The organism is Flavobacterium crocinum (assembly GCF_003122385.1).
Classification (GTDB): Bacteria; Bacteroidota; Bacteroidia; order Flavobacteriales; family Flavobacteriaceae; genus Flavobacterium; species Flavobacterium crocinum.
Genome location: NZ_CP029255.1, coordinates 645,906 through 671,136 on the forward strand (window position 1 = coordinate 645,906; position 25,231 = coordinate 671,136).

The 25,231-nt window shown below is 33.5% G+C and carries 24 protein-coding genes and 1 tRNA gene; 4 read left to right on the forward strand and 21 right to left on the reverse strand.

Going from position 1 to position 25,231, the window contains the following annotated elements; translation table 11 throughout:
• Positions 1-260: 260 nt before the first annotated feature.
• From HYN56_RS03145 to HYN56_RS03155, 3 genes are read right to left on the reverse strand one after another with little or no spacing between them, the layout of a single operon-like run.
• The gene (locus HYN56_RS03145) at positions 261-1,220 is read right to left on the reverse strand and encodes a lipid A deacylase LpxR family protein (RefSeq protein WP_109190845.1); all 960 of its coding nucleotides are present in this window, start codon (positions 1,218-1,220) and stop codon (positions 261-263) included.
• A complete protein-coding gene (gene mtgA / locus HYN56_RS03150) occupies positions 1,207-1,992 on the reverse strand; it encodes a monofunctional biosynthetic peptidoglycan transglycosylase (protein ID WP_109190846.1) in 786 nt (261 codons plus the stop codon). The genes HYN56_RS03145 and mtgA overlap by 14 nt, the downstream gene beginning before the upstream one ends.
• Entirely contained in the window at positions 1,992-3,104 is a 1,113-nt protein-coding gene (locus HYN56_RS03155; protein ID WP_109190847.1) for an NAD(P)/FAD-dependent oxidoreductase, read from the reverse strand. Before HYN56_RS03155 ends, mtgA begins: the two co-directional genes overlap by 1 nt.
• A 253-nt stretch (positions 3,105-3,357) precedes the next feature.
• Between HYN56_RS03155 and HYN56_RS03160 the strand changes: the two genes are divergently transcribed.
• Together HYN56_RS03160 and HYN56_RS03165 are read left to right on the forward strand one after the other, a co-directional pair.
• Positions 3,358-5,259 (forward strand): S9 family peptidase, encoded by a 1,902-nt coding sequence (locus HYN56_RS03160; protein WP_109190848.1) that lies wholly within the window; start codon positions 3,358-3,360, stop codon positions 5,257-5,259.
• A gap of 384 nt (positions 5,260-5,643) precedes the next feature.
• Positions 5,644-8,082 (forward strand): hybrid sensor histidine kinase/response regulator, encoded by a 2,439-nt coding sequence (locus HYN56_RS03165; protein ID WP_109190849.1) that lies wholly within the window; start codon positions 5,644-5,646, stop codon positions 8,080-8,082.
• Between the two features lie 518 nt (positions 8,083-8,600).
• On the opposite strand, the gene HYN56_RS03170 is transcribed toward HYN56_RS03165, so the two are convergent.
• From HYN56_RS03170 to pdxA, 12 genes are all read right to left on the reverse strand, one after another.
• The gene (locus tag HYN56_RS03170) at positions 8,601-9,965 is read right to left on the reverse strand and encodes a sigma-54-dependent transcriptional regulator (RefSeq protein ID WP_109190850.1); all 1,365 of its coding nucleotides are present in this window, start codon (positions 9,963-9,965) and stop codon (positions 8,601-8,603) included.
• Positions 9,966-10,093: 128 nt separating this feature from the next.
• Entirely contained in the window at positions 10,094-10,390 is a 297-nt protein-coding gene (locus tag HYN56_RS03175; protein WP_109190851.1) for a hypothetical protein, read from the reverse strand.
• A 15-nt stretch (positions 10,391-10,405) separates the two neighbouring features.
• Entirely contained in the window at positions 10,406-10,699 is a 294-nt protein-coding gene (locus HYN56_RS03180) for a PepSY-like domain-containing protein (RefSeq protein ID WP_109190852.1), read from the reverse strand.
• A gap of 17 nt (positions 10,700-10,716) precedes the next feature.
• A complete protein-coding gene (locus HYN56_RS03185; RefSeq protein ID WP_109190853.1) occupies positions 10,717-11,007 on the reverse strand; it encodes a hypothetical protein in 291 nt (96 codons plus the stop codon).
• A 29-nt stretch (positions 11,008-11,036) separates the two neighbouring features.
• Complete coding sequence (locus HYN56_RS03190; RefSeq protein WP_109190854.1) at positions 11,037-11,333, reverse strand: hypothetical protein; 297 nt, start codon at positions 11,331-11,333, stop codon at positions 11,037-11,039.
• A gap of 75 nt (positions 11,334-11,408) precedes the next feature.
• Positions 11,409-11,705 (reverse strand): hypothetical protein, encoded by a 297-nt coding sequence (locus HYN56_RS03195; RefSeq protein ID WP_109190855.1) that lies wholly within the window; start codon positions 11,703-11,705, stop codon positions 11,409-11,411.
• Between the two features lie 394 nt (positions 11,706-12,099).
• Positions 12,100-13,446, reverse strand: coding sequence for an acetyl-CoA carboxylase biotin carboxylase subunit (gene accC, locus HYN56_RS03200; RefSeq protein ID WP_109190856.1), 1,347 nt, complete (start codon positions 13,444-13,446; stop codon positions 12,100-12,102).
• Between the two features lie 107 nt (positions 13,447-13,553).
• Complete coding sequence (gene accB, locus HYN56_RS03205) at positions 13,554-14,039, reverse strand: acetyl-CoA carboxylase biotin carboxyl carrier protein (RefSeq protein ID WP_109190857.1); 486 nt, start codon at positions 14,037-14,039, stop codon at positions 13,554-13,556.
• Positions 14,040-14,062: 23 nt separating this feature from the next.
• Positions 14,063-15,061, reverse strand: a complete 999-nt coding sequence (locus tag HYN56_RS03210) for a beta-ketoacyl-ACP synthase III (RefSeq protein WP_109190858.1) — start codon at positions 15,059-15,061, stop codon at positions 14,063-14,065.
• A 175-nt stretch (positions 15,062-15,236) separates the two neighbouring features.
• Positions 15,237-15,431: a 50S ribosomal protein L32 gene (gene rpmF, locus HYN56_RS03215; protein ID WP_008465217.1), complete on the reverse strand. Its 195-nt coding sequence runs from the start codon at positions 15,429-15,431 to the stop codon at positions 15,237-15,239.
• Positions 15,432-15,440: 9 nt separating this feature from the next.
• A complete protein-coding gene (locus HYN56_RS03220) occupies positions 15,441-15,983 on the reverse strand; it encodes a YceD family protein (protein WP_109190859.1) in 543 nt (180 codons plus the stop codon).
• Between the two features lie 105 nt (positions 15,984-16,088).
• Positions 16,089-17,138 (reverse strand): 4-hydroxythreonine-4-phosphate dehydrogenase PdxA, encoded by a 1,050-nt coding sequence (pdxA, locus tag HYN56_RS03225; protein ID WP_109190860.1) that lies wholly within the window; start codon positions 17,136-17,138, stop codon positions 16,089-16,091.
• 57 nt (positions 17,139-17,195) lie between these two features.
• Here pdxA and HYN56_RS03230 point away from each other — a divergent pair, with 57 nt between their 5' ends.
• Positions 17,196-17,786, forward strand: coding sequence for a riboflavin synthase (locus tag HYN56_RS03230; protein ID WP_109190861.1), 591 nt, complete (start codon positions 17,196-17,198; stop codon positions 17,784-17,786).
• A gap of 31 nt (positions 17,787-17,817) precedes the next feature.
• Here HYN56_RS03230 and HYN56_RS03235 read toward each other — a convergent pair whose 3' ends face one another.
• The 5 genes from HYN56_RS03235 to HYN56_RS03255 all read right to left on the reverse strand — a co-directional run bounded on the left by HYN56_RS03235 (position 17,818) and on the right by HYN56_RS03255 (position 22,344).
• A complete protein-coding gene (locus HYN56_RS03235; RefSeq protein ID WP_109190862.1) occupies positions 17,818-18,114 on the reverse strand; it encodes a hypothetical protein in 297 nt (98 codons plus the stop codon).
• Between the two features lie 402 nt (positions 18,115-18,516).
• Positions 18,517-18,590: transfer RNA gene (locus HYN56_RS03240), tRNA-Ile, on the reverse strand.
• A gap of 146 nt (positions 18,591-18,736) precedes the next feature.
• Positions 18,737-19,141: a methylmalonyl-CoA epimerase gene (gene mce, locus HYN56_RS03245; protein WP_109190863.1), complete on the reverse strand. Its 405-nt coding sequence runs from the start codon at positions 19,139-19,141 to the stop codon at positions 18,737-18,739.
• A gap of 10 nt (positions 19,142-19,151) precedes the next feature.
• Positions 19,152-21,509: a hypothetical protein gene (locus tag HYN56_RS03250; protein ID WP_109190864.1), complete on the reverse strand. Its 2,358-nt coding sequence runs from the start codon at positions 21,507-21,509 to the stop codon at positions 19,152-19,154.
• Entirely contained in the window at positions 21,469-22,344 is an 876-nt protein-coding gene (locus HYN56_RS03255) for a hypothetical protein (RefSeq protein ID WP_240622650.1), read from the reverse strand. The genes HYN56_RS03250 and HYN56_RS03255 overlap by 41 nt, the downstream gene beginning before the upstream one ends.
• 302 nt (positions 22,345-22,646) lie before the next feature.
• Between HYN56_RS03255 and HYN56_RS03260 the strand changes: the two genes are divergently transcribed.
• A complete protein-coding gene (locus HYN56_RS03260) occupies positions 22,647-24,335 on the forward strand; it encodes an Ig-like domain-containing protein (RefSeq protein WP_109190866.1) in 1,689 nt (562 codons plus the stop codon).
• On the opposite strand, the gene HYN56_RS03265 is transcribed toward HYN56_RS03260, so the two are convergent.
• Complete coding sequence (locus HYN56_RS03265; protein ID WP_109194706.1) at positions 24,332-25,099, reverse strand: amidohydrolase; 768 nt, start codon at positions 25,097-25,099, stop codon at positions 24,332-24,334. The genes HYN56_RS03260 and HYN56_RS03265 overlap by 4 nt on opposite strands.
• Positions 25,100-25,231 lie beyond the last annotated feature (132 nt).

The window sequence follows — 25,231 nt, forward strand, 5'->3', positions numbered from 1 at the left end:
ATTAAAATCAAGCCTCTATCAGTATCCCCATAATGAAAATAAGTCTGGAATAACAATAAAATAAATCCAACAAATAAGTCTGGAATTAAAAAAGATCTCCATTTATATCTTATACAAGCATAAACAACAAAAAAAGCAAACAAGAAAAAATAGCCCATATATCTATTTTAAATTTTATCTCTTAAAGTATAATTCAACAAAATTAATTCAGAATCTTAAATAAAATCTTTGCGCCTTAGCGTCTTTGTGGCAAAAAAAACTTATTGAAGTAAAAAACCCATTCGAATCGACCCATAAAAATAACCCGCATTGGTATCTATACCTGGATCTCTTAATTCTCTTCCGCGGTAAAGGAAAGAATAGGAAATATTAAAATTGTTGTGTCGATATTTTAAACCGGCTTCTGCATTAAATCGAAGCGGTTCCAAGTCGAAAGTAATCGGACTTGTATCGTTAAACATACTGCCTTCTATCGTCGCATCATAAAACTGATAATTGACACTTGGCATCGCATAAAAATAAAACTCCCTAATATCGTTCTGAACCTGTGAGTTTACAGAAGCATGATACATATTAGAATCATAAATCGGAAGCAGTTTTTTAAATCCAAATCTCGCCATAAAACCAGTTGAAAGTCCTGTAAAAATAGTTCCTAAATTGGCTTCGGAATGAAAGTGCAAATCCACAAAATCATTGTGTTTTGACGGAAACATTTTCTTGGAATACATTACATGCGCCTGAACAGAAAAAGCATTATGCAGTTGATTTTCCCAGCCATACACTTTTTTGTATCCAATAATTTTATGAAATCCAACCTGAGTTTCTTCTCCCAAAGCATTTGGCCCCATAAATCCTAACTGAAAACTAGTCTTTAAAACAGATTCACTCTGATAAAAGAAGCTTCTGCCCGCTTCTGCAAAAAGATAAGCAGTAAAAGGACGATCGTTTATATCTACTGCAGTTTCATTGATAAATCTCGGATTATAAATGTATTGTCCAACACGAAATTCTGTGACTTTCTTATTGATTTTTTCATTATCATTTTTTGATAAAAACCGATAAAAAAGTTCCAATCCGTTGGTATAATACATATCGTTTTTAGACGAAGTGTATAAATCATTGTCAGATATAAAACCTATTTCAGAAGTTTTTCCTTGTCCAAAAGTCAACGTTGTGGTTAAGATCAGAAAAGCAAAAAGCGCTTTTTTACTTTTTCTCATCTCCATTATAATTGATTTTCCCAACGTATCGCATTTCACGGACAATTCGTTCTTTTCTTCTATTGATATAACTTGATGAACCAGTAGCTTTAAATTTTCTTGGATTTGGAAGAATTGCTGCAATTCCGGCCGCCTGCATTGGTGTCAAACTTGAAGCATCTCGACGGTACCAATGTTCTGTTGCCGCATAAGCACCATAAACACCATCTCCCATTTCGATACTGTTTAGGTAAACTTCCATAATACGTTCTTTGCCCCAAATTAATTCGATTAAAACAGTAAAATACGCTTCAAGACCTTTACGGAAATAACTTTTGCCCTGCCATAAAAAGACATTTTTGGCTGTCTGCTGTGAAATGGTACTTCCGCCTCGAATTCTGCGTCCGCGTTCGTTGCTTTTATAGGCTTTTTGGAGCGCTTTAAAATCGAAACCATTGTGTGTTAAAAATGTGGCGTCTTCACTGGCAATAACCGCTTTTTGCAGATTCATGGAGATTTTTTCAATCGGTTCCCAATCGTGATCAAAGTAAACCTCTTTTCCTGCCCATTTGTTTTCGATAGCACGAATAAGCATTAATGGCGTAAACGGAACCGGAACATATTTAAAAAATATAACTGACCCAATAGATATTCCAAAAAACCATAAAGTAGCTTTTATAAAAAACCATTTTATTCTTTCGCCCCAAGAACGATTTCCTTTTTTAGGAGTCGTTTTAGGTTTAGGTTTACTTGCGGTTGTTGTTTTTTTAATTGGTCTTTTGGTTACTCCCATTATATTAAGTCTGCTAATTCGGTTCCTATTAAACTGCCTATTGCCACTCCCATTCCGCCCAAACGCACTCCACAAAACACGTTTTCAGACAGTTGAGTTACAACAGGATTTTTACTATTTCCGATTCCCATAATGCCACTCCAACGGTGCGCAATCTGAAAATCCTGATTCGGTAAAATTACATTTTTCAGTAAATCTTCCAATTTATTTTGAATAATTTTCGTCTGGCCAAATTCAGTTGTGGTTTCACCTTCAAAATCCAGGTTTCTTCCTCCGCCTAGTAAAATTCGATCGTTTATATTTCTAAAGTAGTAATACCCTTTATCTAAATGAAACGTTCCTTTTATATCTAAATTATGAATCGGTTCCGTAATTAAAACCTGTGCTCGGGCTGGTTTAACAGCTCCATTTGTGAGAGATCCGGCAAAACCGTTGGTAGCAAAAAACAGTTTTTGGGTTTTAAAACTAAAATCGTTCAAAACCACTTCGACATGATTTGCTGCATCTGCATAAGAAGTTACGGTTTGCTGATTCAAAATCAAAATGTTTTCTGAAACCGCTTGTTTCAACAATTCCTGCATCATATTCCCCGTATCAATCTGTGCTTCAAATGGATTAAAAATCAAATAATCCTGAACATTTCCAAATCCGAATCGGTCTGTTTCTTTGGCGAAAACTTCTGCTTTAAAAAGTGGTTTTAGAATTTCGTTGACAAAAGACATTCTCGAAATACATTCATTAAATCCGAATTCGTCTTCTTTCAAAAACAATTCGTAGCCGCCATGAGGTTTAAAGTCAATTGCCGAATCGCCAAGTCTTTTTCTAAGCAATTGTAAACCTTTCCATCGTTTTTCAATCAGAGCTACAACATCCTCTTCTGAATGTGTTTTTAAATCTTCCAAAATTTCAGAAAGACTTCCAAAACAGGCAAAACCGGCATTTTTGGTACTGGCGCCTTGTGGTAACATGCCTCTTTCCAAAACCAGAATTTTAGCAGCCGGAAATTTTTCGCGTAAGCGTAAAGCCGTATGAAGACCAACTATTCCGCTTCCGACAATGGCGTAATCAACATTCGTAAACCAGTTTTTTAATTCCCAATAACTTAGTTCCATAAATTTTTTATTCTAAAAAATAAATTCCAAATTTTTAAAATCCAAATTCCAAACTTGGGTTAAATTACAATTTTTTTAAATCCCAAATCCCAAGCTTTAGATTTAATTTTTTTTAGTCACAAATTCCTGAATTCATAGTAGAAAACTTATGCATGGTTTTGGAATTTGGAATTTGTCTTACATTGGAATTTTAACAATTAATTGGATTTTAAATGTTGTATTTTTAGCGCCACAAAAAATAGAATAATTGATTATGAAAAAAGTAGTATTAACAACCTTAATAATGATGAGTTTAAACGCTATCGGACAGAATGTGATGTCGCCGGAATTGTTATGGAAATTAGGAAGAGTAACACCTCTTGGCATTTCTAAAGATGCAAAAAATGTTGTTTTTAAAGTTTCTACACCTTCTGTAGAAGAAAATAAATCGTCTTCAAAATTGTATACGATTCCTGTAACCGGAGGAAATGCAGTTGAAATTAAAGACACTAAAGATATCTTAGCAGATAAAAATATTTCTCCTGACGGAAAATATGTTGTTTATAACGAAGAAGTAAAAATCGATAAAGTTTTAGGTAAAGATTTTTATCCCAGCTTAACAAAATCGGATGCTCAAATCTACGACGGATTAGATTACCGTCATTGGGATACTTGGAACGAAGGGAAATTCAATCATGTTTTTTATAAAGAAAACAAAGACGGCGCAAAAGGAATTGACATCTTGAAAGGTGAAACTTTCGATTCTCCGCAAAAACCTTTCGGTGGTGACGAAGATTACATCTGGTCGCCAGACAGCAAAAGCATTTTGTACGTTTGCAAGAAAAAAGCAGGAACGGCTTACGCAATTTCTACCAATACCGATATTTATGAGTACAATCTGGAAACTCAAAAAACGATTAATAAAACGGATGGTAATTTAGGTTACGATACAGCGCCACAATTTTCTCCAACAGGAAATTTAACTTGGTTGCAAATGAAACGTGACGGTTATGAGTCGGACAAAAATGATATTATTGTTGAGTTTAAAGGAATGAAACAAAACTTAACAGCAAACTGGGACGGAACTGTAGATAATTTTATCTGGAGTAAAGACGGAAAAACAGTCTTTTTTGTAGCTCCAATTGATGGAACAAAACAAATTTTCTCGGTTAATTTCCCTGGTTTGACAAAAATCGCAATCAATATTCAGCAATTAACAAAAGGAGATTTTGACGTAAATGATTTAGTTGGATTTGCCGGAGATAATATCATCGTGACAAGAACCGATATGAATCATGCTGGCGAAATTTTTTCTTTCAATTTGAAGAAAAACACCTGGAAACAACTTTCTAATGTAAATACTGAAACATACAAATCTCTAACATTAAGCAAAACAGAAAGACGTTACGTTACCACAACCGACGGTAAAAAAATGTTAGTTTGGGTAATTTTACCTCCAAATTTTGATGCGTCTAAAAAATATCCAACTTTATTATACTGCCAAGGCGGACCGCAAAGTGCATTGACACAATCGTATTCTTTCCGTTGGAATTTCTCTTTAATGGCTGCTAAAGGTTATGTAGTGGTTGCACCAAACCGTCGCGGAATGCCGGGACATGGTGTGGAATGGAACGAACAAATCAGTAAAGACTGGGGCGGACAGGTTATGGACGATTATCTTTCTGCTATTGATGATGTTGCGAAAGAAAGTTATGTTGACAAAAGCCGTTTAGGATGTGTTGGTGCCAGTTATGGTGGCTACTCTGTATTCTATTTAGCTGGAATTCATAAAAACCGTTTCAAAACTTTTATTGCTCACGATGGCGTTTTCAATACCGTTTCGATGTTAGGAACAACTGAAGAGGTTTTCTTTAACAACTGGGATTTTGGAGGCGCATATTGGGAAAAAGATAATGCTGTTGCTCAAAAAGCCTACACTACTTTCAACCCTGCAAATTTGGTTCAGAACTGGAACCGTCCTATTTTGATTTTCCAGGGTGGAAAAGATTTTCGTGTGCCGATTGGACAAGGACAAGAAGCTTTTCAGGCGGCGCAGTTAAGAGGAATCAAAAGCCGATTTGTATATTTCCCGGAAGAAAATCACTGGGTTTTAAAACCACAAAATGCTCAGGTTTGGCAAGGTGAATTTTTCAAATGGTTAAGCGAAACTTTATAATCGCTACTATATAATTTAGCAAAGCAAATTAAAGACGCGGATAAAACAGATTTACTTCGTAAAAACACGGATTAAAACGGATTTAATATTTGATTTTCAGACGCAGTTTAATAAAAATCCGTTTTAATCTGCGTCTTCGCGTTAGCGAATCTGTATAATCCGTGTGCTATTTTTAAAATTAACACGAGTAAACTACTCATAAAACAACAAATAACAGCCGTAGATTTTACATAATCTACGGCTGTTTTGTTTTTAAAATATTACAATTATGTAACATTATGGGTAAATTCACTATTCCTAAAACAGATTTTTTTAGATAAATTGCAGGACATTATAATCCAGAGATTTCGGAACCAAATTTCCCCAAAAACCTTTCAGTAAAATATGGAGACCAAAAAAAGTTACACCGCACTTAAAGTTTTATTCAGTTATGTTGCTTTGTTGGCTTTGGTTGTAACCGTTGGATGGTTTTTATATTCGGAAAATGTGGTTTATAATAAACTGGAAGACAAAATTGCTTTCGAAAAAACCAAAATTCTAAAGGTTAGCAAACTTTTCTCTAATGTTTACAAAACCGAAAGTTTAGCAAGACAAACCATTCAAAGCAATTCCGAAAAAGACTTTAAAAATTATCTAATCGAAACCGATTCACTCCGTCTTCGTCTTGATACTTTAAAAAAGATTGTTACTACAGAATATCAAAAAACACTTTTGGATAGTGTGACTTATCTTTTATCTGAAAAAACAAAAAACATCAAGCAGTTAAAAGAAATCAAAAATAAAGCAGACGACGAAACTTCGGTTAACAACGCCATTGATGAAATCACGAAAATGGAGTTTAATCTAAGAAAACTCGAACTTCAGGATTTTACCAAAAACCCAAATCAGCTCGGAAGTTACCAAAGAAGCGTTTTACAGCGATACGTTGATTATTTGAACTCGAACATTCCAGATGATAGCACCAATACGTTGAGCAAAAAAGCTTCGGATTCTATTTTGGCTAATTCTAAAAAGCTGTTGAGTACCGTAAAACTGAAAGCGGAAAAAAAGAAGGAATCTTTGAATTTTGAAGAAAACAAACTGCTTCAGAATGAAATGGCAATTTCTGATCAATTAAGAAAAGTTCTTCGAATTATTGAACGTGAAATCATTATCAATTCCATTAAAAACAATTCATTAAAAGAAAAATCACTTAAAAGAGTCAATGAAATTGTAACTGCTTCTGCCGTTATTGGTTTATTGTTGACTGTATTTTTCTCTATTTTGATTGTGAGTGATTATTCTAAATCTCAGGTTTATAAAAAACAGTTAGAAATAGCCAATTTCAAAACTAAGAATCTGCTTAAAAGCCGTGAACAATTAATTTCGACTGTAAGCCACGATTTGAAAACTCCATTGAGCACGATTGTAGGTTATTCTGAACTTTTAGGCAATTCAGATGTTAATACAAAGCAATCTTATTTTATCAAAAACATCAAAAACTCATCTGAGTACATTACACAGCTGGTTCAGGATTTATTGGATTTTTCGAAGATAGAAGCAGGAAAAATTACGATTGAAAAGGTTCCGTTTTTACTTCCTGAAATTATCGAAGATGTTGCTGTAAATATTCAGAGCGTTTATAAGCAAAAAAATATCGATCTTATTATTAATGTTGACGAGAAATTTCAGAAACGTATTGTTGGAGATCCATTTAGATTAAAACAAATTTTGTCCAACATTATCGGAAATGCTTATAAATTTACAGAAGAAGGTCATATTCGAGTAGCCGCTTACGCGAATGAAGAAGACACTTTTACGATCTCCATTCAAGACACAGGAATTGGAATTGAAAGAGAAAATCAGAAATTGGTTTTTGAAGAATTTGCACAAGCGAATGAAAACATTGAGAAAAAATATGGCGGAACAGGTTTAGGATTATCCATCTGCCAGAAGATTATTTCTATTTTGGGCGGTACTTTAAGCTTGGATAGTATTTTCGGCAAAGGAAGCACTTTTACTATTCAATTGCCTTTATTATTTGATGAAAGTCAGCCAAATAGTTTAAACGAAGTAAAAAGTAAGACTATAAAAAACACCAAAAAACAAACTTTTATCGTAGTCGATGACGATATCAATCTTTTGAATTTAACAAGTGGTGTTTTAAGACAAGAACAGCATCAGGTTTATTCGTTTACTAATCCTCTTAAGGCTTTAGAAACGATTCAGAATACTCCATTCGATTTTGTCATTTCAGATATTCAAATGCCGGAAATCGATGGTTTTATGTTTTTAGAAAAACTGAAAGAACTTCCTGAAACTATTTTCAAAAACCAGCCTGTTATTGCACTTACAGGAAGAACAGATTTAGATCTTTCGGTTTATAAAGATGCCGGCTTTACAACGGTTGTTAAAAAGCCTTATTCTCCAAAAATTCTGTTGGAAACCATCCAGCACATTTTGGATCATGAAGAAATTCCTGTTTCGGAAACAATAGAAAATGATGAGGACAATTCTTCTCAGATGTATTCTTTAGAAACATTGAAATATTTTCTGGGTCAGGATGATTCGGCTTTAAAAGAAGTTTTAAATTCTTTTATAGAAAATACTGCTGATAATTTAAATCTTCTAAAAACGGCTGTAGAAGAAGATAATCATGATGAAATAAAATCAATTTCACATAGAATTGCTCCAATGTTTAGACAAATTCAGGCAAAAGAAATTGGCAGCATCTTAAAAACTTTAGAAAAAGAAGACTTGAATACTCTTGACATTCAAAACATGTATTCTGATTTAAAACAAAAAGTTACTGTTCTGTTTGAAGAATTGAGGCAAGAAATATAAATAGAAAAAATGATGTTATAAAAGATGCTCTCTTGAGCAGACATTGAAAAATTATTCCAATAAGCCCCAGAGGGGTGCAATATTTATAGAATTTTAATGAAAAATAAAAAAAGCTCCAGAGGAGCGACATATATGGATTATAAAAAATATGTCGCTCCTCTGGAGCTTTGTATTGTGGACAGAACCTCTTTGCTATAAATATTTTGCTTCTCCGAAGCCTTATAAAAAAAAGGAATTCTTTTTGAAGCATTAAAATCGAGAAATATAAAAAGAAAAAGAATGCGTCTAGCTGATATCAATCTTTATTGGAGAAAAAACTCTAATAAGCCCCAGAGGGGCACAATATTTATAGAGTTTCAATAGAAAAATGAAAAAAGCTCCAGAGGAGCGACATATATAGATTGTAAAAATATATCGCTCCTTTGGAGCTTTGTATTGTGGGAACAGAACCTCTTTGCTATAAATATTTTGCTTCTCGAAGATTATAAAAAAGGAATTTCTTTTTTGAGACAACTCCTCTATTCTAATTCTATATTATATTGTTTCAATTTATTATAAAGCGTTTTGCGGGTAATTTTCAAAAGTTTTGCAGCTTCAGACTTATTATTCTGCGCTTTTGATAAAGCATGAATAATGGCTTCTTTTTCATTTTCAGACAATGAAAAACTACCGCCTGCTGTTGATTGTTTTTGAATTTGAAAGAATTCTGCAGGAAGCACATCGCTTTCAATAAAATCACCACGAGATAAAAGCGTCGCACGTTTTACGCAGTTTTGCAATTCACGTAAATTTCCCGGCCAGGTATAATTTTGGAAAATTGAAACCACTTCCGGAGAAAATCCGATGATATCTTTATTCAATTGTTCGTTTGCTTTTTCAAGGAAATAATCGGCAAAAACCATCAAATCTTCGTCGCGATCTTTTAAAGAGGGAGACTGAATTGAAAACTCATTGATTCTATGGTATAAATCTTCTCTAAAATCGCCGTTTTTTACTGCCTCGCGTAAATCTTCATTCGTTGCCGTAATAATGCGTATATCGACGTTTATTTCTTTATTGCTTCCAACCGGTTTTATTTTTCTTTCCTGAAGCGCTCTCAACAACTGAATTTGGTTTTCATATGAAAGGTTACCAATTTCATCCAAAAATAAAGTTCCGCCATTGGCCGCTTCAAAATATCCCATCTTATCGCTGATGGCTCCGGTGAAAGATCCTTTTAAATGACCAAAAAATTCACTTGCCGCTAATTCCTTTGGAATAGCACCACAATCTACCGCAATAAAATTGTTGTTTTTTCTCTGACTCTGCTGATGAATACTTTTGGCTATAATTTCTTTTCCTGTTCCGCTTTCGCCGATAATTAAAACCGACATATCTGTTGGACTTACCAATTGAATATGGTCCCAAAGTTTTTTGGAGGCAACCGAAATTCCTCTTACAAATTCATTTTCGGTTGTGGTAGTCTTTTTAACTGCTTTTTTCTTTTTTACGGGAACTTCTTCCTCTTCTTCGTCTTCTGTTTTTGGTACTTGTAATGCGTTTGTAATAACAAGCAAAACCTCATCTGGATTAAATGGTTTCGAAATATAATCGGCTGCACCATTTTTTATGGCTTTTACGGCAGTATTAACATCAGAGTAACCTGTCATTAAAATGACTGGAATATGCGGGTATTCATTTTTAAATTCAGACATCAGTCCAATACCGTCAGAATCAGGCAGACGAAGGTCAGTCAAAATCAAATCAAAAGATTCGTTTTTAACCGCAGTACGTGCTTCTGCAGCAGAGAAAGCAATCGTTACATCAAACGTTTTTTTAATTAGAAATTTTTCTAATAACTTACAAAACGCAATGTCATCTTCTATCAATAATATCTTGGGCATTTGCTTTTAGGGAGTTTTTTGCTAAAATAAGACTATTAAAATTGGATTTTCACAAAATTATGCAAAAAAAAAGAGATTGCACGATGCAATCTCTTTTTCACCAAAAACATAAATCTAAATTCACCTAATTATATCTTCAACCAGTTACCATTGACATCTGAGTAAACAGTAGCCTTTTGGTCTCCAACTGATATTTCGAGTTTATACTCTTTTTTTTCATTTACAAATGCTTTAACCAGTTTTGCTCCTGGATAAGCTGTCTGCAAAGCTGTTTTTACAGCCGCAGGCACAGCATCTGCAGCAACTTCTGTATATTCTGACTGAATAGCTACAGTTGTTTTAGAATCTTCAGAAACAGTCCATGTTTTGGCATGAATTGACATTGTTCCCAAAAGAATAACTGCTGATAAGATTAACTTTTTCATGATGCTGGTTTTTAATTATTTTTTGATGATGTTACCAGAAGCATCTGTAAAAATAGTGTACTTCTTGTCTCCGCTTGAAATTTCAAGTTTGTACTCATTTTTCGCGTTTTTATAAGCTTTTTCAAGCTTAGTATTCGGGAAAGATTTTTCAATTGTTGACTTCACTGCTGCCGGAACGGCGTCTGCAGCTACTTCAGTATATTCATCTTGAATTAGTACGGATTGAGTGATCGAAATCGCTGGAAGAACTGTGGCATTTACCGACAAACTTCCTAACACAATCGCTGCTGATAAAACTAACTTTTTCATAATATTTATGGTTTAAATTATTTTTTAAGAATGTTACCAGAAGCATCTGTATAAACGATCGATTTTTCACCACGAACGGTTATCTCAATTTTGTACTCCTTTTTATCATTTACCCATGCTTTTTCAAGCACTACACCAGGATAAGCGTCGTCTAAGCCTTTCTTAACAGCTGCTGGAACTCCGTCTACTTCTTTATATCCATCCTGATCATTAACTGTCTGTACCATTGGACTGGTAACAGCAGTGGTTTCTGCGTGCATCGACAAACTGCCTAAAACAATTGCTGCCGATAGAATCAACTTTTTCATAGTAATAGTTTTTAGGGTTAGAATTTAAATTATTGTTTAATCCAGGTTCCGTCTGCGTTAGCAAAAAGATTTCCTGTTTTGTCTCCAACAGCTACTTCAAGCTTGTATTCATTTTTTGTGTTTTTGAATGCTTTTGTTAAGACAGCGTCAGGATATGCTTTTTTAAGCGCATCTGTAATTGCAGTTGGAACTTCCACTACTTTAATTTCCGTATAATCATCTTGAATAGAGATTGCTTTTACGATAGTATTTGAAATTGGCGAAGTTGAAGCAAATGATGTTAAACCTCCCAAAACGATTGCGGCTGATAGAAATAAATTTTTCATGATAATTATATTTTAATGTTGTTAATTTGATCTTAGTATTCTTGAATTGAATTTTCACAGAACCTATAATTTAGATTATTTTTTAATCCAAGTTCCGTCTGCATTAGCGAAAAGGTTTCCAACTTTGTCACCAACAGTAACATCAAGTTTGTACTCAGATTTCTCATTCTTATATGCTTTTGTAATTACTGCATCCGGATATGCTTTTTTCAAAGCTTCAGAAATTGCTGCTGGTAATTCTTCTAATTTGATCTCAGTATATTCGTCTTCAACAGAAATCGTTTTTACGATTGTGTTAGTTACTTGTGTAGTTGAAGCGAATGAAGTTAAACTTCCTAAAACAATTGCGGCTGATAAAAATAAATTTTTCATAACGTATATATTTAAATTAATAGTTGTTTACGCTTTAGATAATGAAATTATTATGCCGTAATGAAAAAGAACTGCGCCAAACCTTGTAAAGACCTGTTTTTAAAGGCTTTTATATAAAATATCAAAAAAAAGCAAAAAGTAAAAAGGTGTGTAAATAAGAGAGAAGGTGTGTAATAAGTAAACACTTAAAGTGTAACCTTAGAAAAATTTCAATAAATCAAATTTCAAATTCCAAAGTTTAGAATGAGGTTTTAAGTTCTAAATTTAAGTTCCAATATTGGAATTTGAACTCGAGCGATAGCGAACAGGCGAAGCAATTTCCTTTTATTGGAATTTTAAAAAAGGCTATTAAAAGAAAAAGGCTGTCAAAAAAATCTGACAGCCTTCAATATAATTATTCTTGACTTTTCATTTTAAATGTATCCATAAATGCAGTCGTATAATCTCCTGCAATATATTTTGGATCATCCATTAATTGTCTGTGGAAAGGGATTGTAGTTTTCACACCTTCGATTACGAACTCATCCAAAGCTCTTCGCATTTTGCTGATTGCTTCTTCACGAGACTGCGCAGTTGTAATTAACTTAGCAATCATAGAATCGTAGTTTGGCGGAATGCTATATCCTGAATACACGTGAGTATCTAAACGAACTCCGTGTCCTCCTGGCATATGAAGCGTAGTAATTTTTCCTGGAGAAGGTCTGAAATCATTATAAGGATCTTCAGCATTAATACGACATTCAATAGCGTGTAATTCCGGCATATAGTTTTTACCAGAAATTGGAATTCCCGCAGCAACCATAATTTGCTCACGAATTAAATCATAATCAATAACCTGTTCTGTGATTGGGTGCTCTACCTGGATACGAGTATTCATTTCCATAAAGTAGAAGTTTCTGTGTTTGTCAACCAAAAACTCTACAGTTCCAGCTCCTTCATATTTAATGAACTCAGCAGCTTTTACAGCAGCCTCACCCATTCTTGCACGAAGTTCATCTGTCATAAACGGAGAAGGAGTTTCTTCCGTTAATTTTTGGTGACGACGTTGTACAGAACAATCTCTTTCAGAAAGGTGACAAGCTTTACCGTAAGCATCTCCAACAACCTGAATTTCGATATGACGTGGTTCCTCAATAAGTTTCTCCATGTACATTCCGTCATTTCCAAATGCTGCAGCAGCTTCCTGACGCGCGCTTTCCCAAGCTTTTAAAAGCTCTTCTTCTTTCCAGATAGCACGCATACCTTTTCCACCACCACCAGCTGTAGCTTTCATCATAACCGGATATCCGATTTCTTTAGCTACTTTTTGTGCATGTTCGTAAGATTCTAATAATCCGTCTGAACCTGGCACACAAGGAACTCCTGCCGCTTTCATTGTCGCTTTTGCAGAAGCTTTATCTCCCATACGGTCGATCATTTCAGGAGCCGCACCAATAAATTTGATTCCGTGTTCCTGACAAATTTTTGAGAATTTAGCATTCTCAGATAGAAATCCATAACCTGGATGAATTGCATCTGCATTTGTAATTTCTGCAGCTGCAATAATATTTGACATTTTCAAATACGATAAGTTACTCGGAGGAGGACCAATACAAACCGCTTCGTCAGCAAATTTAACGTGTAAACTTTCTGCGTCGGCTGTAGAGTAAACTGCAACAGTTTTGATTCCCATTTCCTTACATGTACGAATTACACGTAGTGCAATTTCTCCTCTATTCGCAATTAATATTTTTTTAAACATCTTATTTTAATTAGATAATTAGACAATTTGAGAATTAGATAATTTTAGATGATTAGAAAAACTTTTTCGAACCATTCTAAAATCTAAAATCTAAAATCTAAATTTATTTATGATGGATCTACTAAGAATAAAGGTTGATCAAATTCAACTGGAGACATATCGTCAACAAGAATTTTTACAATTTTACCAGAAACTTCAGATTCGATTTCGTTGAATAATTTCATTGCTTCAATTACACAAAGAACATCACCTTTAGATACAGTACTTCCTACTTCAGTAAATACTGGTTTGTCTGGAGATGGTTTTCTATAGAATGTTCCAATGATTGGAGATTTTATAGTGATATATTTAGAATCGTTAGCAGCTGGTGCTTCTGGAGCTACATTTACAACTACAGGAGCTGTAACTTGTGGAACTTGCGCCTGAGGTAAAGCAGCTTGAGCTGGTAATTGTTGTACGTAAGTAGCCTCAGTTACATTTGTTTCTAAAGTTGTTCTGATCGTGATTTTCACATCATCCATTTCTAACTTCACTTCTGCAACGCCCGAATTTGCAACAAATTTGATTAGGTTTTGAATTTCTTTTAAATCCATAATGATTCGTTTTTAGTTTTAATTTAATTCTTATCGTAAGCCCATTTTAAATAGATAGATCCCCAAGTGAATCCACCACCAAAAGCGGCAAAAATAACATTATCTCCTTTTTTAAGCTTGTGCTCAAAATCTGCTAATACTAATGGTAGAGTTCCTGAAGTAGTATTACCATATCTTTCGATGTTAACCAACACTTTAGAATCGTCCAATTCTAATCTGCCAGCTGTAGCATCGATAATTCGTTTGTTTGCCTGATGCGGCACTAAAAAGTCAACATCCTGATTTGTCAAATTATTTCTTTGTAAAATCAATTCGCTCGCATCAGCCATATTGGTAACAGCATATTTGAAAACAGTTTTCCCGTCCTGCATAATATTGTGCTGTCTGTTTTTTACAGTTTCTTCGCTAGGCGGAATCAAAGATCCACCTGCAGGAATTTTAAGAAAATCGCGTCCAACACCATCACTTCTTAAATATTCGTCCTGTAAACCTAAGCCTTCATAATTTGGTTCAAAAAGAACTGCTCCGGCTCCATCACCAAAAATGATACAAGTAGCTCTGTCTGTATAATCTACAATTGACGACATTTTATCGGCACCAATTAGCAGCACTTTTTTGTAACGTCCAGACTGTACATAAGCCGCTGCAGTTGACATTCCGTATAAGAAACTTGAACATGCCGCCTGCAAATCGTAAGCAAATGCATTTGTAGCGCCAATTTCTGTTGCAACATATACTCCTGTAGAAGCCACCATCATATCCGGTGTTGCAGTTGCCATGATAATCATATCAATCTCTAAAGGATCTATATTTGCTTTTGCAATTAAATCTTGTGCTGCTTTTATAGCAAGATAAGATGTTCCTTTATCAGCATCTTTTAGAATTCTTCTTTCTTTAATTCCTGTTCGGGTGGTAATCCACTCGTCATTGGTATCAACCATTGTTTCTAAAACTTTGTTCGTAAGTACAAAGTCAGGAACATAAGCTCCAACAGCGGTAATTGCGGCTGTGATTGTATTCATTATATTCTATTATTTTCCTTTCAAATTATCATTAATTTGAAAAATTTTTAAAAGGCTTGAAAATTACAAAAAAAAACGTAACGAATTTGTCTATATTTTCCTAAAAAACGAAAATTATAACCAACAAAAAAAACTCTCACTATGTGAGAGTTCTAGTATAATTTACAAAAACGTATTAAGCAACCGCTTCAGATTTATCGATAACAACTTGCCCTCTGTAGTACATTTTACCTTCGTGCCAGTAAGCTCTGTGGTATAAATGTGCTTCTCCAGTAATTGGACATGTAGCGATTTGAGCTACAGTAGCTTTATAATGTGTTCTTCTCTTATCTCTTCTTGTTTTCGAGGTCTTTCTCTTAGGATGTGCCATTTTACTATATTATTTATCCGTTAATAGTTTCTTTAATTTTTCCCAACGCGGGTCAATATCTTCTTCTTGTTTACTCTCTTCCTTTTGTTCTTTTACACTTAATTCATTCAATTTTGTCAAAGTTTCAGTTTGCAGACTTCCATCTTTAACTCCTGGATGAATTCTTTTTTGAGGAACAGAAAGCGCGATCATTTCATAAATATACTGCGCAATATCTATCTCATGTTCACCGTGTGGTAAAATCAACAATTCTTCATTATCATTATTGAACTCATCTCCAAAGCGAACAATTAACTTCATTTTCCCTTTTATAGGTAAATCAAAATCTTCGCCTGTTAGATCACAAGGCACATTTACTGTTCCTTTATGCTTGAATTCTAACTCTAACATAGTACTCTTCTTTTCGAAAAGCAACTTGACTTTAATATCTGAACTTTGAAACTCTTCGTATTCAAAATTCTTAAAAAAATCATTATTTATCTGATACTCAAAATGGTGTTTTCCTAGTTTTAACCCTACGAAAGGAATTAAAAATTCTTTTAATTTGCTCATTTCAATATCATTTTTAACAATTCAGTTCTAAAACTAGATATCTGAATTGGGGTGCAAAGATATAAAATTATTGTAAATCTAATAATCTTATTCACCTTTTTTTGTTTATAACTGTTTTTCTTTTATTTTAAGAGGTTTTTGGCTAATCTCCTCATACTGATTACGCGAGCGAAAAATATCAATCGCAAGATAGACTGCTTCTTTAAACGAATTGTAATCTGCCATATCTTTTCCGGCGATATCGTAAGCTGTTCCATGATCCGGAGATGTCCTTACCTTATCTAAACCCGCTGTATAATTGACTCCTTTTCCAAAAGATAATGTTTTAAAAGGAATTAATCCCTGATCGTGATACATTGCCACAATAGCATCATATTTCTCATAATGACCGCTTCCAAAAAAACCATCCGCCGGAAATGGACCAAAAACCATTGTTCCGGAATCAAATATCTTTTTTAGAACTGGTTTTAAAACCAAATCATCTTCTTTCCCAATCACTCCACCATCACCTGCATGTGGATTTAATCCTAAAACTGCTATTTTCGGCTTCACAATACTAAAATCCTGAACCAAAGATTTTCTGATGGTTTCAATTTTTTTAGTAATTAATCCTTCCGTTAAATGTGAAGCAACTTCATTTAAAGGCACATGATCTGTAATTAATCCTACTCGTAAATTATCCTGAACCATCATCATTAACGCATTGCCTTCTAATTCCTGATCCAAATAATCTGTGTGCCCGGGAAATTTAAATTCCTCAGACTGGATATTGTACTTATTAATTGGCGCTGTTACCAAAACATCTATCTCACCATCTTTAAGCGCTTTTGTCGCTGCTACAAATGATTTTATAGCGTATTCACCAATCTTCGGATCATTTGTTCCTAAATTAATATCAACCCCTTCTCTCCAAAGATTCAAAACGTTTACTTTCCCTGGAACAACCTGCTCCAGCTTATCAACTCCGTGAAACTGGACAGTAGATGTAAAACTTTTTCTAACGAAAGAAAGAATTTTGGCATTTGCAAAAATAACCGGCGTACATAATTCCAACATACGAGAATCTTCGAATGTTTTTAATATAACTTCGCTTCCAATACCGTTTAAATCTCCTACCGAAATTCCAACAATTATATTTTCTGCTTTTTTATTCATGAGCTCAGTGTATTTATTACTAATTTTGATGTGCAAATTTAGTAAAATAAAACCACAATGTTCACAGGAATTATAGAAACACTCGGCAGGATTCACGAAATTCAGAAAGATCAAAACAATCTTCACATAACAGTTGACTCTTCCATAACTCACGAATTAAAAATAGATCAAAGCGTTTCGCATAACGGAATCTGCCTTACAGTAGTAGCTATTAAAGATTCTCTTTATACCGTAACAGCAATTGACGAAACCATTTCAAAAACCAATATTGGCGATTGGCAAGTGGGCGACATCGTTAATTTAGAAAGAGGAATGAAATTGGGTGATCGTCTCGACGGACATATTGTACAAGGTCACGTAGACCAAACCGGAACCTGCATTAAAATCGAAGAAGCAAACGGAAGCTGGAATTACACTTTTGAATACGATAAAAACCTAAACAATATTACTATTGAAAAAGGTTCAATCACAGTAAACGGAGTAAGCTTAACAGTTGTCAATTCTAAAACAAATGAATTTAGTGTTTCGATTATTCCTTATACTTTCGAACACACTAATTTTAAAGATTTTAAAGTTGGAACAAAAATCAACCTTGAATTCGATGTAGTAGGAAAATACATTTCGAGACTTTATTCAATAAACAAATAAGTTCTCTTATCTCCATAAAAAAAGCTTCAAATTAATTTGAAGCTTTTTTTGTTTGGTTTCTATAGATTACGGCAGCTCCTAAAGCTAAACCGCCAATTAACAATATCGTAATATTTTGATCGATTGGCATATCTGGCCATCCCTCTTGCCCCTCTCCTTCAGGATCACCTTCATCATCATTTTCATTTTCTGTACCTTCAACACTCTGAACACTTGCACTACGAGCCGTAAATTTTCCAGGCGGCGGTGGTGTAGGCGTAGCAGATGCGACAGATATATTTAATAGTATTACTACAAATGCTAAAAATGGGGCTTTTAGATTCTTCATAAATTCTAATTGTTTATAATAGCAGGCTTATAATTATTTAACAAAGTTTCTTAATAGGAATTTCGCACAAATACTATTTTACCTGCAAAATCTTGGACAAAAGTATAAGTTTTTTAAAGAAAAGCAACTTTTAAAACAAAAAACATCTCACAAATTTTAACAGTTATTTTACGGAATCACGTAATCCCTTTTAAAAAACGTTGTAGCACATAAAAACCTCATTTTCAAAATACTTTATATCCGCTACAACATTATAAGAATTTCCTGATTTTCAAAAACCTTTTACTTTTTTAAACAAAATTCCCAATCTATTCATGAATTACGAAATAAAGCAAAGTATGGATTTATCCAAAACAAAAAAACCTCTACATTTCTGTAAAGGTTTTCTATTTTCTAAAGAAGTGGTCCCACCTGGGCTCGAACCAGGGACCACCTGATTATGAGTCAGGTGCTCTAACCAGCTGAGCTATAGGACCGGTTTAGAGGATGCAATATTACTACTATTTTTCATTCACTCCAAATATTTTAAGACATCATTTGAATTTAATTTGAAATCTTTTATTGAATTTCAAAAACGAAATTGATTTTCAACGCATTATTCAAAATCTAAATTTAGATTTTTTTATTTTATTTCCTGACAAAGCTCTACCAAAACGCCATTTGTATTCTTTGGATGCAGAAAAACGACCAATTTATTGTCGGCTCCTTTCTTCGGAACTTCATTTATCAGCACAAAACCTTCCTTTTTTAATCGGGAAATTTCTGATTCAATATCGTCAACATCAAAAGCAATGTGGTGAATTCCTTCTCCTTTTTTTTCTAAAAATTTCGCAATCGGACTTTCCGGATTGGTTGCTACCAAAAGTTCAATCTTATTATTTCCGGTTTGAAAAAAAGAAGTAAGCACGCCTTCGCTTTCTACCGCTTCCATTTTATAAGACGGAACGCCGAGCATCTTCTCAAATAAAATATTGGCATCCTCTATATTTTTTACCGCGATTCCGATATGTTCTATCTTATTTACCATTGTTTCAAATTTATTGATTTACATAAGTATTGAAATAACCGCATTCGGCAATTACATCCTGATAATATTTTGTATCTGAATAATCTTTTCTCAAAGCTTTGAATGAATTCCATGCTATAAAATTAACTTTATCATCCTGAATTTCCCAATAACTATTGATGGCGCTGTATTTTTTATTGTAATAGTCATTTCGTTCGCATTTTGAAATCAGATACAAACATTTTGCTTTTTGCTCTTTGTTTGAAGCCGCTTCAAAAGCTTTTTGATAATACATTTTCGAAACCGAATTATTGGTAATCATTTCTTTCATCGAATCTCTAAACGAATAAGGACTTGATCCGTAACCTACAATACTAATTTCATAAAAAGTTCTTCCGTTACCGAAATGAGAAATATTATAGAAAGCATTTCCCAACAAAAGACTGTTCGCATAAACATCTTCCTTCTGCGCCAATTTATCCTGCATTTCTTTAATTGTAGTCAGAAAATCCATAAACGTATACTTTCTTTTCTGATATGCCGCATGTTCACAATCATGACAGTCTTTTATATTTCCATTAAACGGATTTCCTAAAAACTTATAATACTGAACAGAATCTGCCTGCTTCATAAATTCGATTGCCTCCGGAATTTTATTTTTAAAAGTAGCCTGAACTGCCTGAAAATTATTAATATCTTTTAATTTCAAACTATAAATTCCAGCACCTATTTTTTCAATTTCAGATTTATTTGACTTCGCCAAAAATGATTTAATTCCTAATAAATTTTTCTCATCATCATAAAAAGCATTCCCATCATTCCAATAACTGTAACGTGATTCTCCAAAAATCTCAGCCATTACAGGATTTCCTTTTTCTCTGTAAAGAGTTGACACATAATTTCTGCTCCATGAAGAAGCATTCTGATAACGGAATTCCTGTCCTTTATAATTTTTAGGAAGTTCAAAATACAGCCAGTTCAAATCGGACAGGATTGTTTTTTCATTTTTATCCGTAAGCTTATCTATTTTGCTCAAATTATTTACAAAACGCAATAAACGAAGCTGCATTCCGGCTAATTCAGTTTTAGGCAGCGTTTTTACAGCTTTATCAAAATTCTTATCGGCATTAGCATAATCTCCTTTTAAAGTTTGCAGATATCCTAAAGACAAATCCCACAAATAAGGTCGGTCTGTGTTTCCGGCTGCAGAAATTTTAGCAATTAAATCCAATGCACTTTTATCTACAACAACCTGATTTTGCGTTTTATTTTCTGCAACACTCATTGGTCTTCTCGGCTGATTTTCTCCTCCATCCTTCTGAAATGAATTGTTCATTTTTTGTTCCAGCGAATTTACCAAACGTGTTGCCAGATAGTTTAAATGCTCACTTTTAGGATCTAATTCGTAAATCTTTTCAATTGCCTGTTTTTCATCTTTATAATAACCATGAATTGCCCAAAGTGCAGCCTTCTCTTTATTATTTTTAGCCATTGTTAAAGCTTTGGCCCAATCTGTTTCATTTTTTGGACGGAAGCTGTAAGCCGTAACAACTCTTAATTCCGGACATTTATCAAAAACCTGCGCATACAGATAATTAGAAACTGCATATTTTTTCTGTTTAAAATTGATTCCCGCTACATAAGCCAAAGCTCGATAATACAAAGTATTTTTAGCAACAGAACTTTCTGTTTTATTAAAAAAGTCAATTGCTTTTTGTTTGTCATTACTATAAAAACGGGCTTTCATGGTTAAAAACCAATATCTGTTTTTCAGGAAAGGATCAGACAATGTATTGTAAACATTTTCGATTGACTGAATCATTTTCGCATCATTAAACGTTTTTTCCACAACCGGATCATAACTCCAATAATCCTGACCAATAGAAACTGTTTCTATTTTTTGAGCCAAATACAAAAACTCGACAAAGTTTTTAATTTTATCGTCTTTCAAATTGATCTTTCTCCCCCATTTCAAAGAACTCTTATTGTCTTTTTTCGTTTTATAAAACACATGGAGATCTGTTATCTCTTCTTTATTTTTGATCGTATTTTTATCATCTGAATAATAACTCGGACGCTCATCTCCAATTAAGAAATAATTCACCGTCGTTGTATCCGCTTTTCCTTTAAGATAATCTGCCCAATCTGATTTTATGTTTTTATTAAAACGGGAATTATGCTGAGTGTCAAAACCAATTCCATAAAAGATGCCACCGGAAAGAAAAAGAGGCGAATAGGACTTATCAGCAAAAGTTTCAGGCGTAAAATTTGAATTGTAGCCAAAGAAATCCCAGTCGTCACCGCCGGCGCAAGCATAAATAATTCCGTATATCGAAAGTAAGGCAAGGCTAAAACTTAGAAATAACTTGTTCAAAAATATTCTTTTCATAATGGTTTAAATTGAATTCGTCTAAATCGTAAAATATAATTTCGTTTGGTTTTTCAGGCAGATTTTCATCCAAATCTTCTGCCATTTCTTTTAAATCTTCTGGTGTTATTTCTTCTATTTTCAAAAGATCATTTTCTTCATAGAAAATTCCGTTTTTATAATTGGATTTTTTAACTCTAAAAAAAATAGAATGTGTTTTTTTAAAATTTGAATCTTGAAGTAATTCTTTTGCATTCATTTTAGAGCGAAGCCCAATTACTTTATTATTTCTAATATGAACTCCCCAGGAATAAATTGGCAAAGCAAAATCCAGATGCAATGGATATTTTTTTAAACTGCTCAGATATTTTGAAGCGACTTTTTGATCATAAATAGAATTCAAAGAATCCGCGGCAATCGATCCCATATTATAATACATTAAAACTCCCGAATCGACATTTGGGATTTTGGTCTTCCTGAAATACTTAACCTGGTGCAGTCGAATTGTGGCAGAAAGTTTTTTCTTCGAAAGTTTCTTAAAAGCCTCTACAAATCTCAAATAGTTTTCTTTGCTTTTTAGAGTCCAGTCACAATCAATTTGAATTTCCTGACATGCAATTTTATTCTTGGAATTGATTTGCTCTATAAACCCAAAAGTTTTTTCTGCCAGATTATTTACATCCAGATGCGGTTCAAGCATTACTTTATTCTGAATAAAAACCACAGGAACAATTGTAAACTCTTTTGGACTTTCATTAAATCGAACGGGACTAATCGGAATTGGCTGTTTTGTTTCCGGATGAAGTCCGATATCAAAATACCGTACATAAAGTTTCCGGACGTTATTATCTTGCAAAACTTCTTTTTCAATTTCAGAAAATTTGAAGATTGTTTTCCAGTAATAAAATGAAACTACCGGTTTTTCCTTTTCACTGCAAGACAATAGCAAAAAGAAAAAGAGAACAAGAGAAAATCGTTTTAACAAAACCTAAAAAATTACATTTGAAATCAAAAGTAAGAAATTATGGCTTTTTAAAACATTGAAAACCTAAAAAATAATGAAGAAATACAAAAGTCTAAAATCCTAATAAATGACTAAAAAATTTCAATTAAAGCAAATATAATCGTTATTTTGTGCAATCAAATTGAAAAACCGTTATGTTGAAAAACGCTCTGAAATACATTTCATTTATAATTCTAATCTCAATGATAGGCTGCGCTAAAAGAGGCAGTATTACAGGAGGTTTAAAAGACACACTTGCTCCGGTTTTGGTATCAAGCTATCCTAAAAACTACAGTACAAACTTTAAAGGAAATACCATCACTTTAAATTTTGACGAATATATCAAACTGAAAAACACCAATAAACAGTTAATTATTTCTCCGCCATTTAAAAACGAGCCAATAATTACACCTACATCAGTTAGTAAATTTATAAAAATTGAAATCCGCGATACTTTATTACCCAATACTACTTATAGTTTAAATTTTGGACAAGCAATTCAGGACAACAATGAAGGAAATGCATTAAACCAGTTTAAATATGTATTTTCTACAGGACCTTATATCGACTCGCTTAAACTAAACGGAAAGATTAAAGATTCGTATGAAAAATACGTAGACAACTTTGTTTCGGTAATGCTTTATGAAGTCAACGATAAGTTTAAAGATTCTGTTATCTATAAAGAATTCCCTCGTTACATTACGAATACTCTGGACAGTATGAGAACTTTCCAGTTTGAGAATTTAAAAGAAGGCAAATATCTTTTGGTAGCTTTAAAAGACAAAGGAGGCAACAATAAATTCAATCCTAAAGACGATAAAATCGGATTCTTAAAACATTATATTACGATTCCAACGGATACGGTTTACGAATTAGAATTATTTAAAGAGGTATTACCTTTAAAAACTTTCAAACCAATTCAGGCTTCCGGAAACCGATTGTTATTGCCCTATGAAGGAAAACAAAACTTCAAAAAAGAAAGACCTAAAATTGTTCTTAAAAACGGAAACGAGGTTTTGGAAACTATCGTAACGCAATTTCCTAAAAAAGATTCACTTCAGGTTTGGTTTCAACCTTTAAAAGTCGACTCGTTGTCAATGGAAGTTTCAAAGGATAACTACGACAAAAAATTTTCTTTTAAAATTAAAGCACTGAAAAAAGATACTCTAAACATCAAGGCAGTACAAAACGGTCAGATCAATTTTAGAGAACGTTTTACGCTGGAAACCGAAACGCCTTTGGTAAAATTCGATAAATCTAAAATTACATTACTCAAAAAAGACTCTACAGCTGTAGATTTTACAACAGAATATGATGAGTTTGACCAAAAACTATATGTTGATTTTGAGAAAAAACCTTTAGAGAAATACAATTTTACTTTCCTTCCAGGTGCTTTGACTGATTTTTACGAAAAAACAAACGATACATTGTCATACAAATTAACTACCAAGGAATTTGAAGATTATGGAAATTTAATTTTGAATTTACGCAATGTAAAACGTTTCCCGATTATTGTGGAAATAACCAACAAAAAAGGAGACAACGTACTGGCCAGTGCTTATTCTGAAGGCGAAACCAAAATATCCTTTAATTTACTGGTTCCCGAAGAATTTACAATTCGTGTGATTTATGATGACAACAAAAACAAAGTCTATGATACCGGAAGTTTCTTAAAGAAAACCTACTCTGAGGAAGTCTATTATTTTCAAAAAGGCATAGATGTCCGGTCTAACTGGGATGTAGATGAAACACTTGATTTAAGCATACCGTTTAATCCGGAAGTCGAGAAAAAAGAAGATATTAAAAAGCAAAAACAAGCCGAAAAGAAACGGAAAGCCTTTTAAAACTTAAGTTCAAATTGGTCTCTGTCTCCAAGAAAATTCAATTTTCTACGAGTTTCCAACATAATATTTCTATCCAATTCAGCCACAAAAACACCTTCTGTTTCTTGTGGCTTTATTATATAATTGCCCAAAAAATCGATTAATTGAGAATGTCCGTTATGCTCAAAATCATTATCATCAAAGCCAACTCTGTTAACTCCGGCAACATAACATAAATTTTCTATTGCACGAGCACTTAACAAAGTATCCCAGGCATTGGTGCGAACTTTCGGCCAATTGGCAACGTACAAAAGCAGATCGTAATTTTCTACATTTCTTGCAAAAACCGGAAATCGCAGATCATAACAAATCTGCAAACAGATTTTCCAGTCCAGATAATCTACAATTACTTTCTGAGTTCCGGGAGTATAAAACTGATCTTCTCCTGCCAGCGAAAACAAATGTCGTTTGTCGTAATATTGAAAATCCCCTGACGGAAACACAAAAAACATTCGATTAAAAAATACGCCGTTTTCAGTTATAATGACACTTCCCGTTATGGCTGCATTTTTCTGCCTTGCTTTCCATTTCATCCATTCTAAAGTTTCTCCCTGCATCGTTTCTGCAACATCAGAAGCATTCATTGTAAATCCTGTAGAAAACATTTCCGGAAGTACGATCAAATTGATTTCAGAATCGATTTCATTAATTTTTGAATCGAAATTTTCCCTGTTTGCAGCAGCATTCTCCCAAACAAGATCGGATTGGATTAAAGCAATTTTCATTTCGTCGTATTTTTCTATAAAGGTAGAAAACATCAACGAGTTCTTTATTTACAAGTCAATATTTTTAACATTATCATTGCAAAAAAAACGCAGTTTTTGCAAAAAAAATGCGAAGTGTAAAAATATTTTATA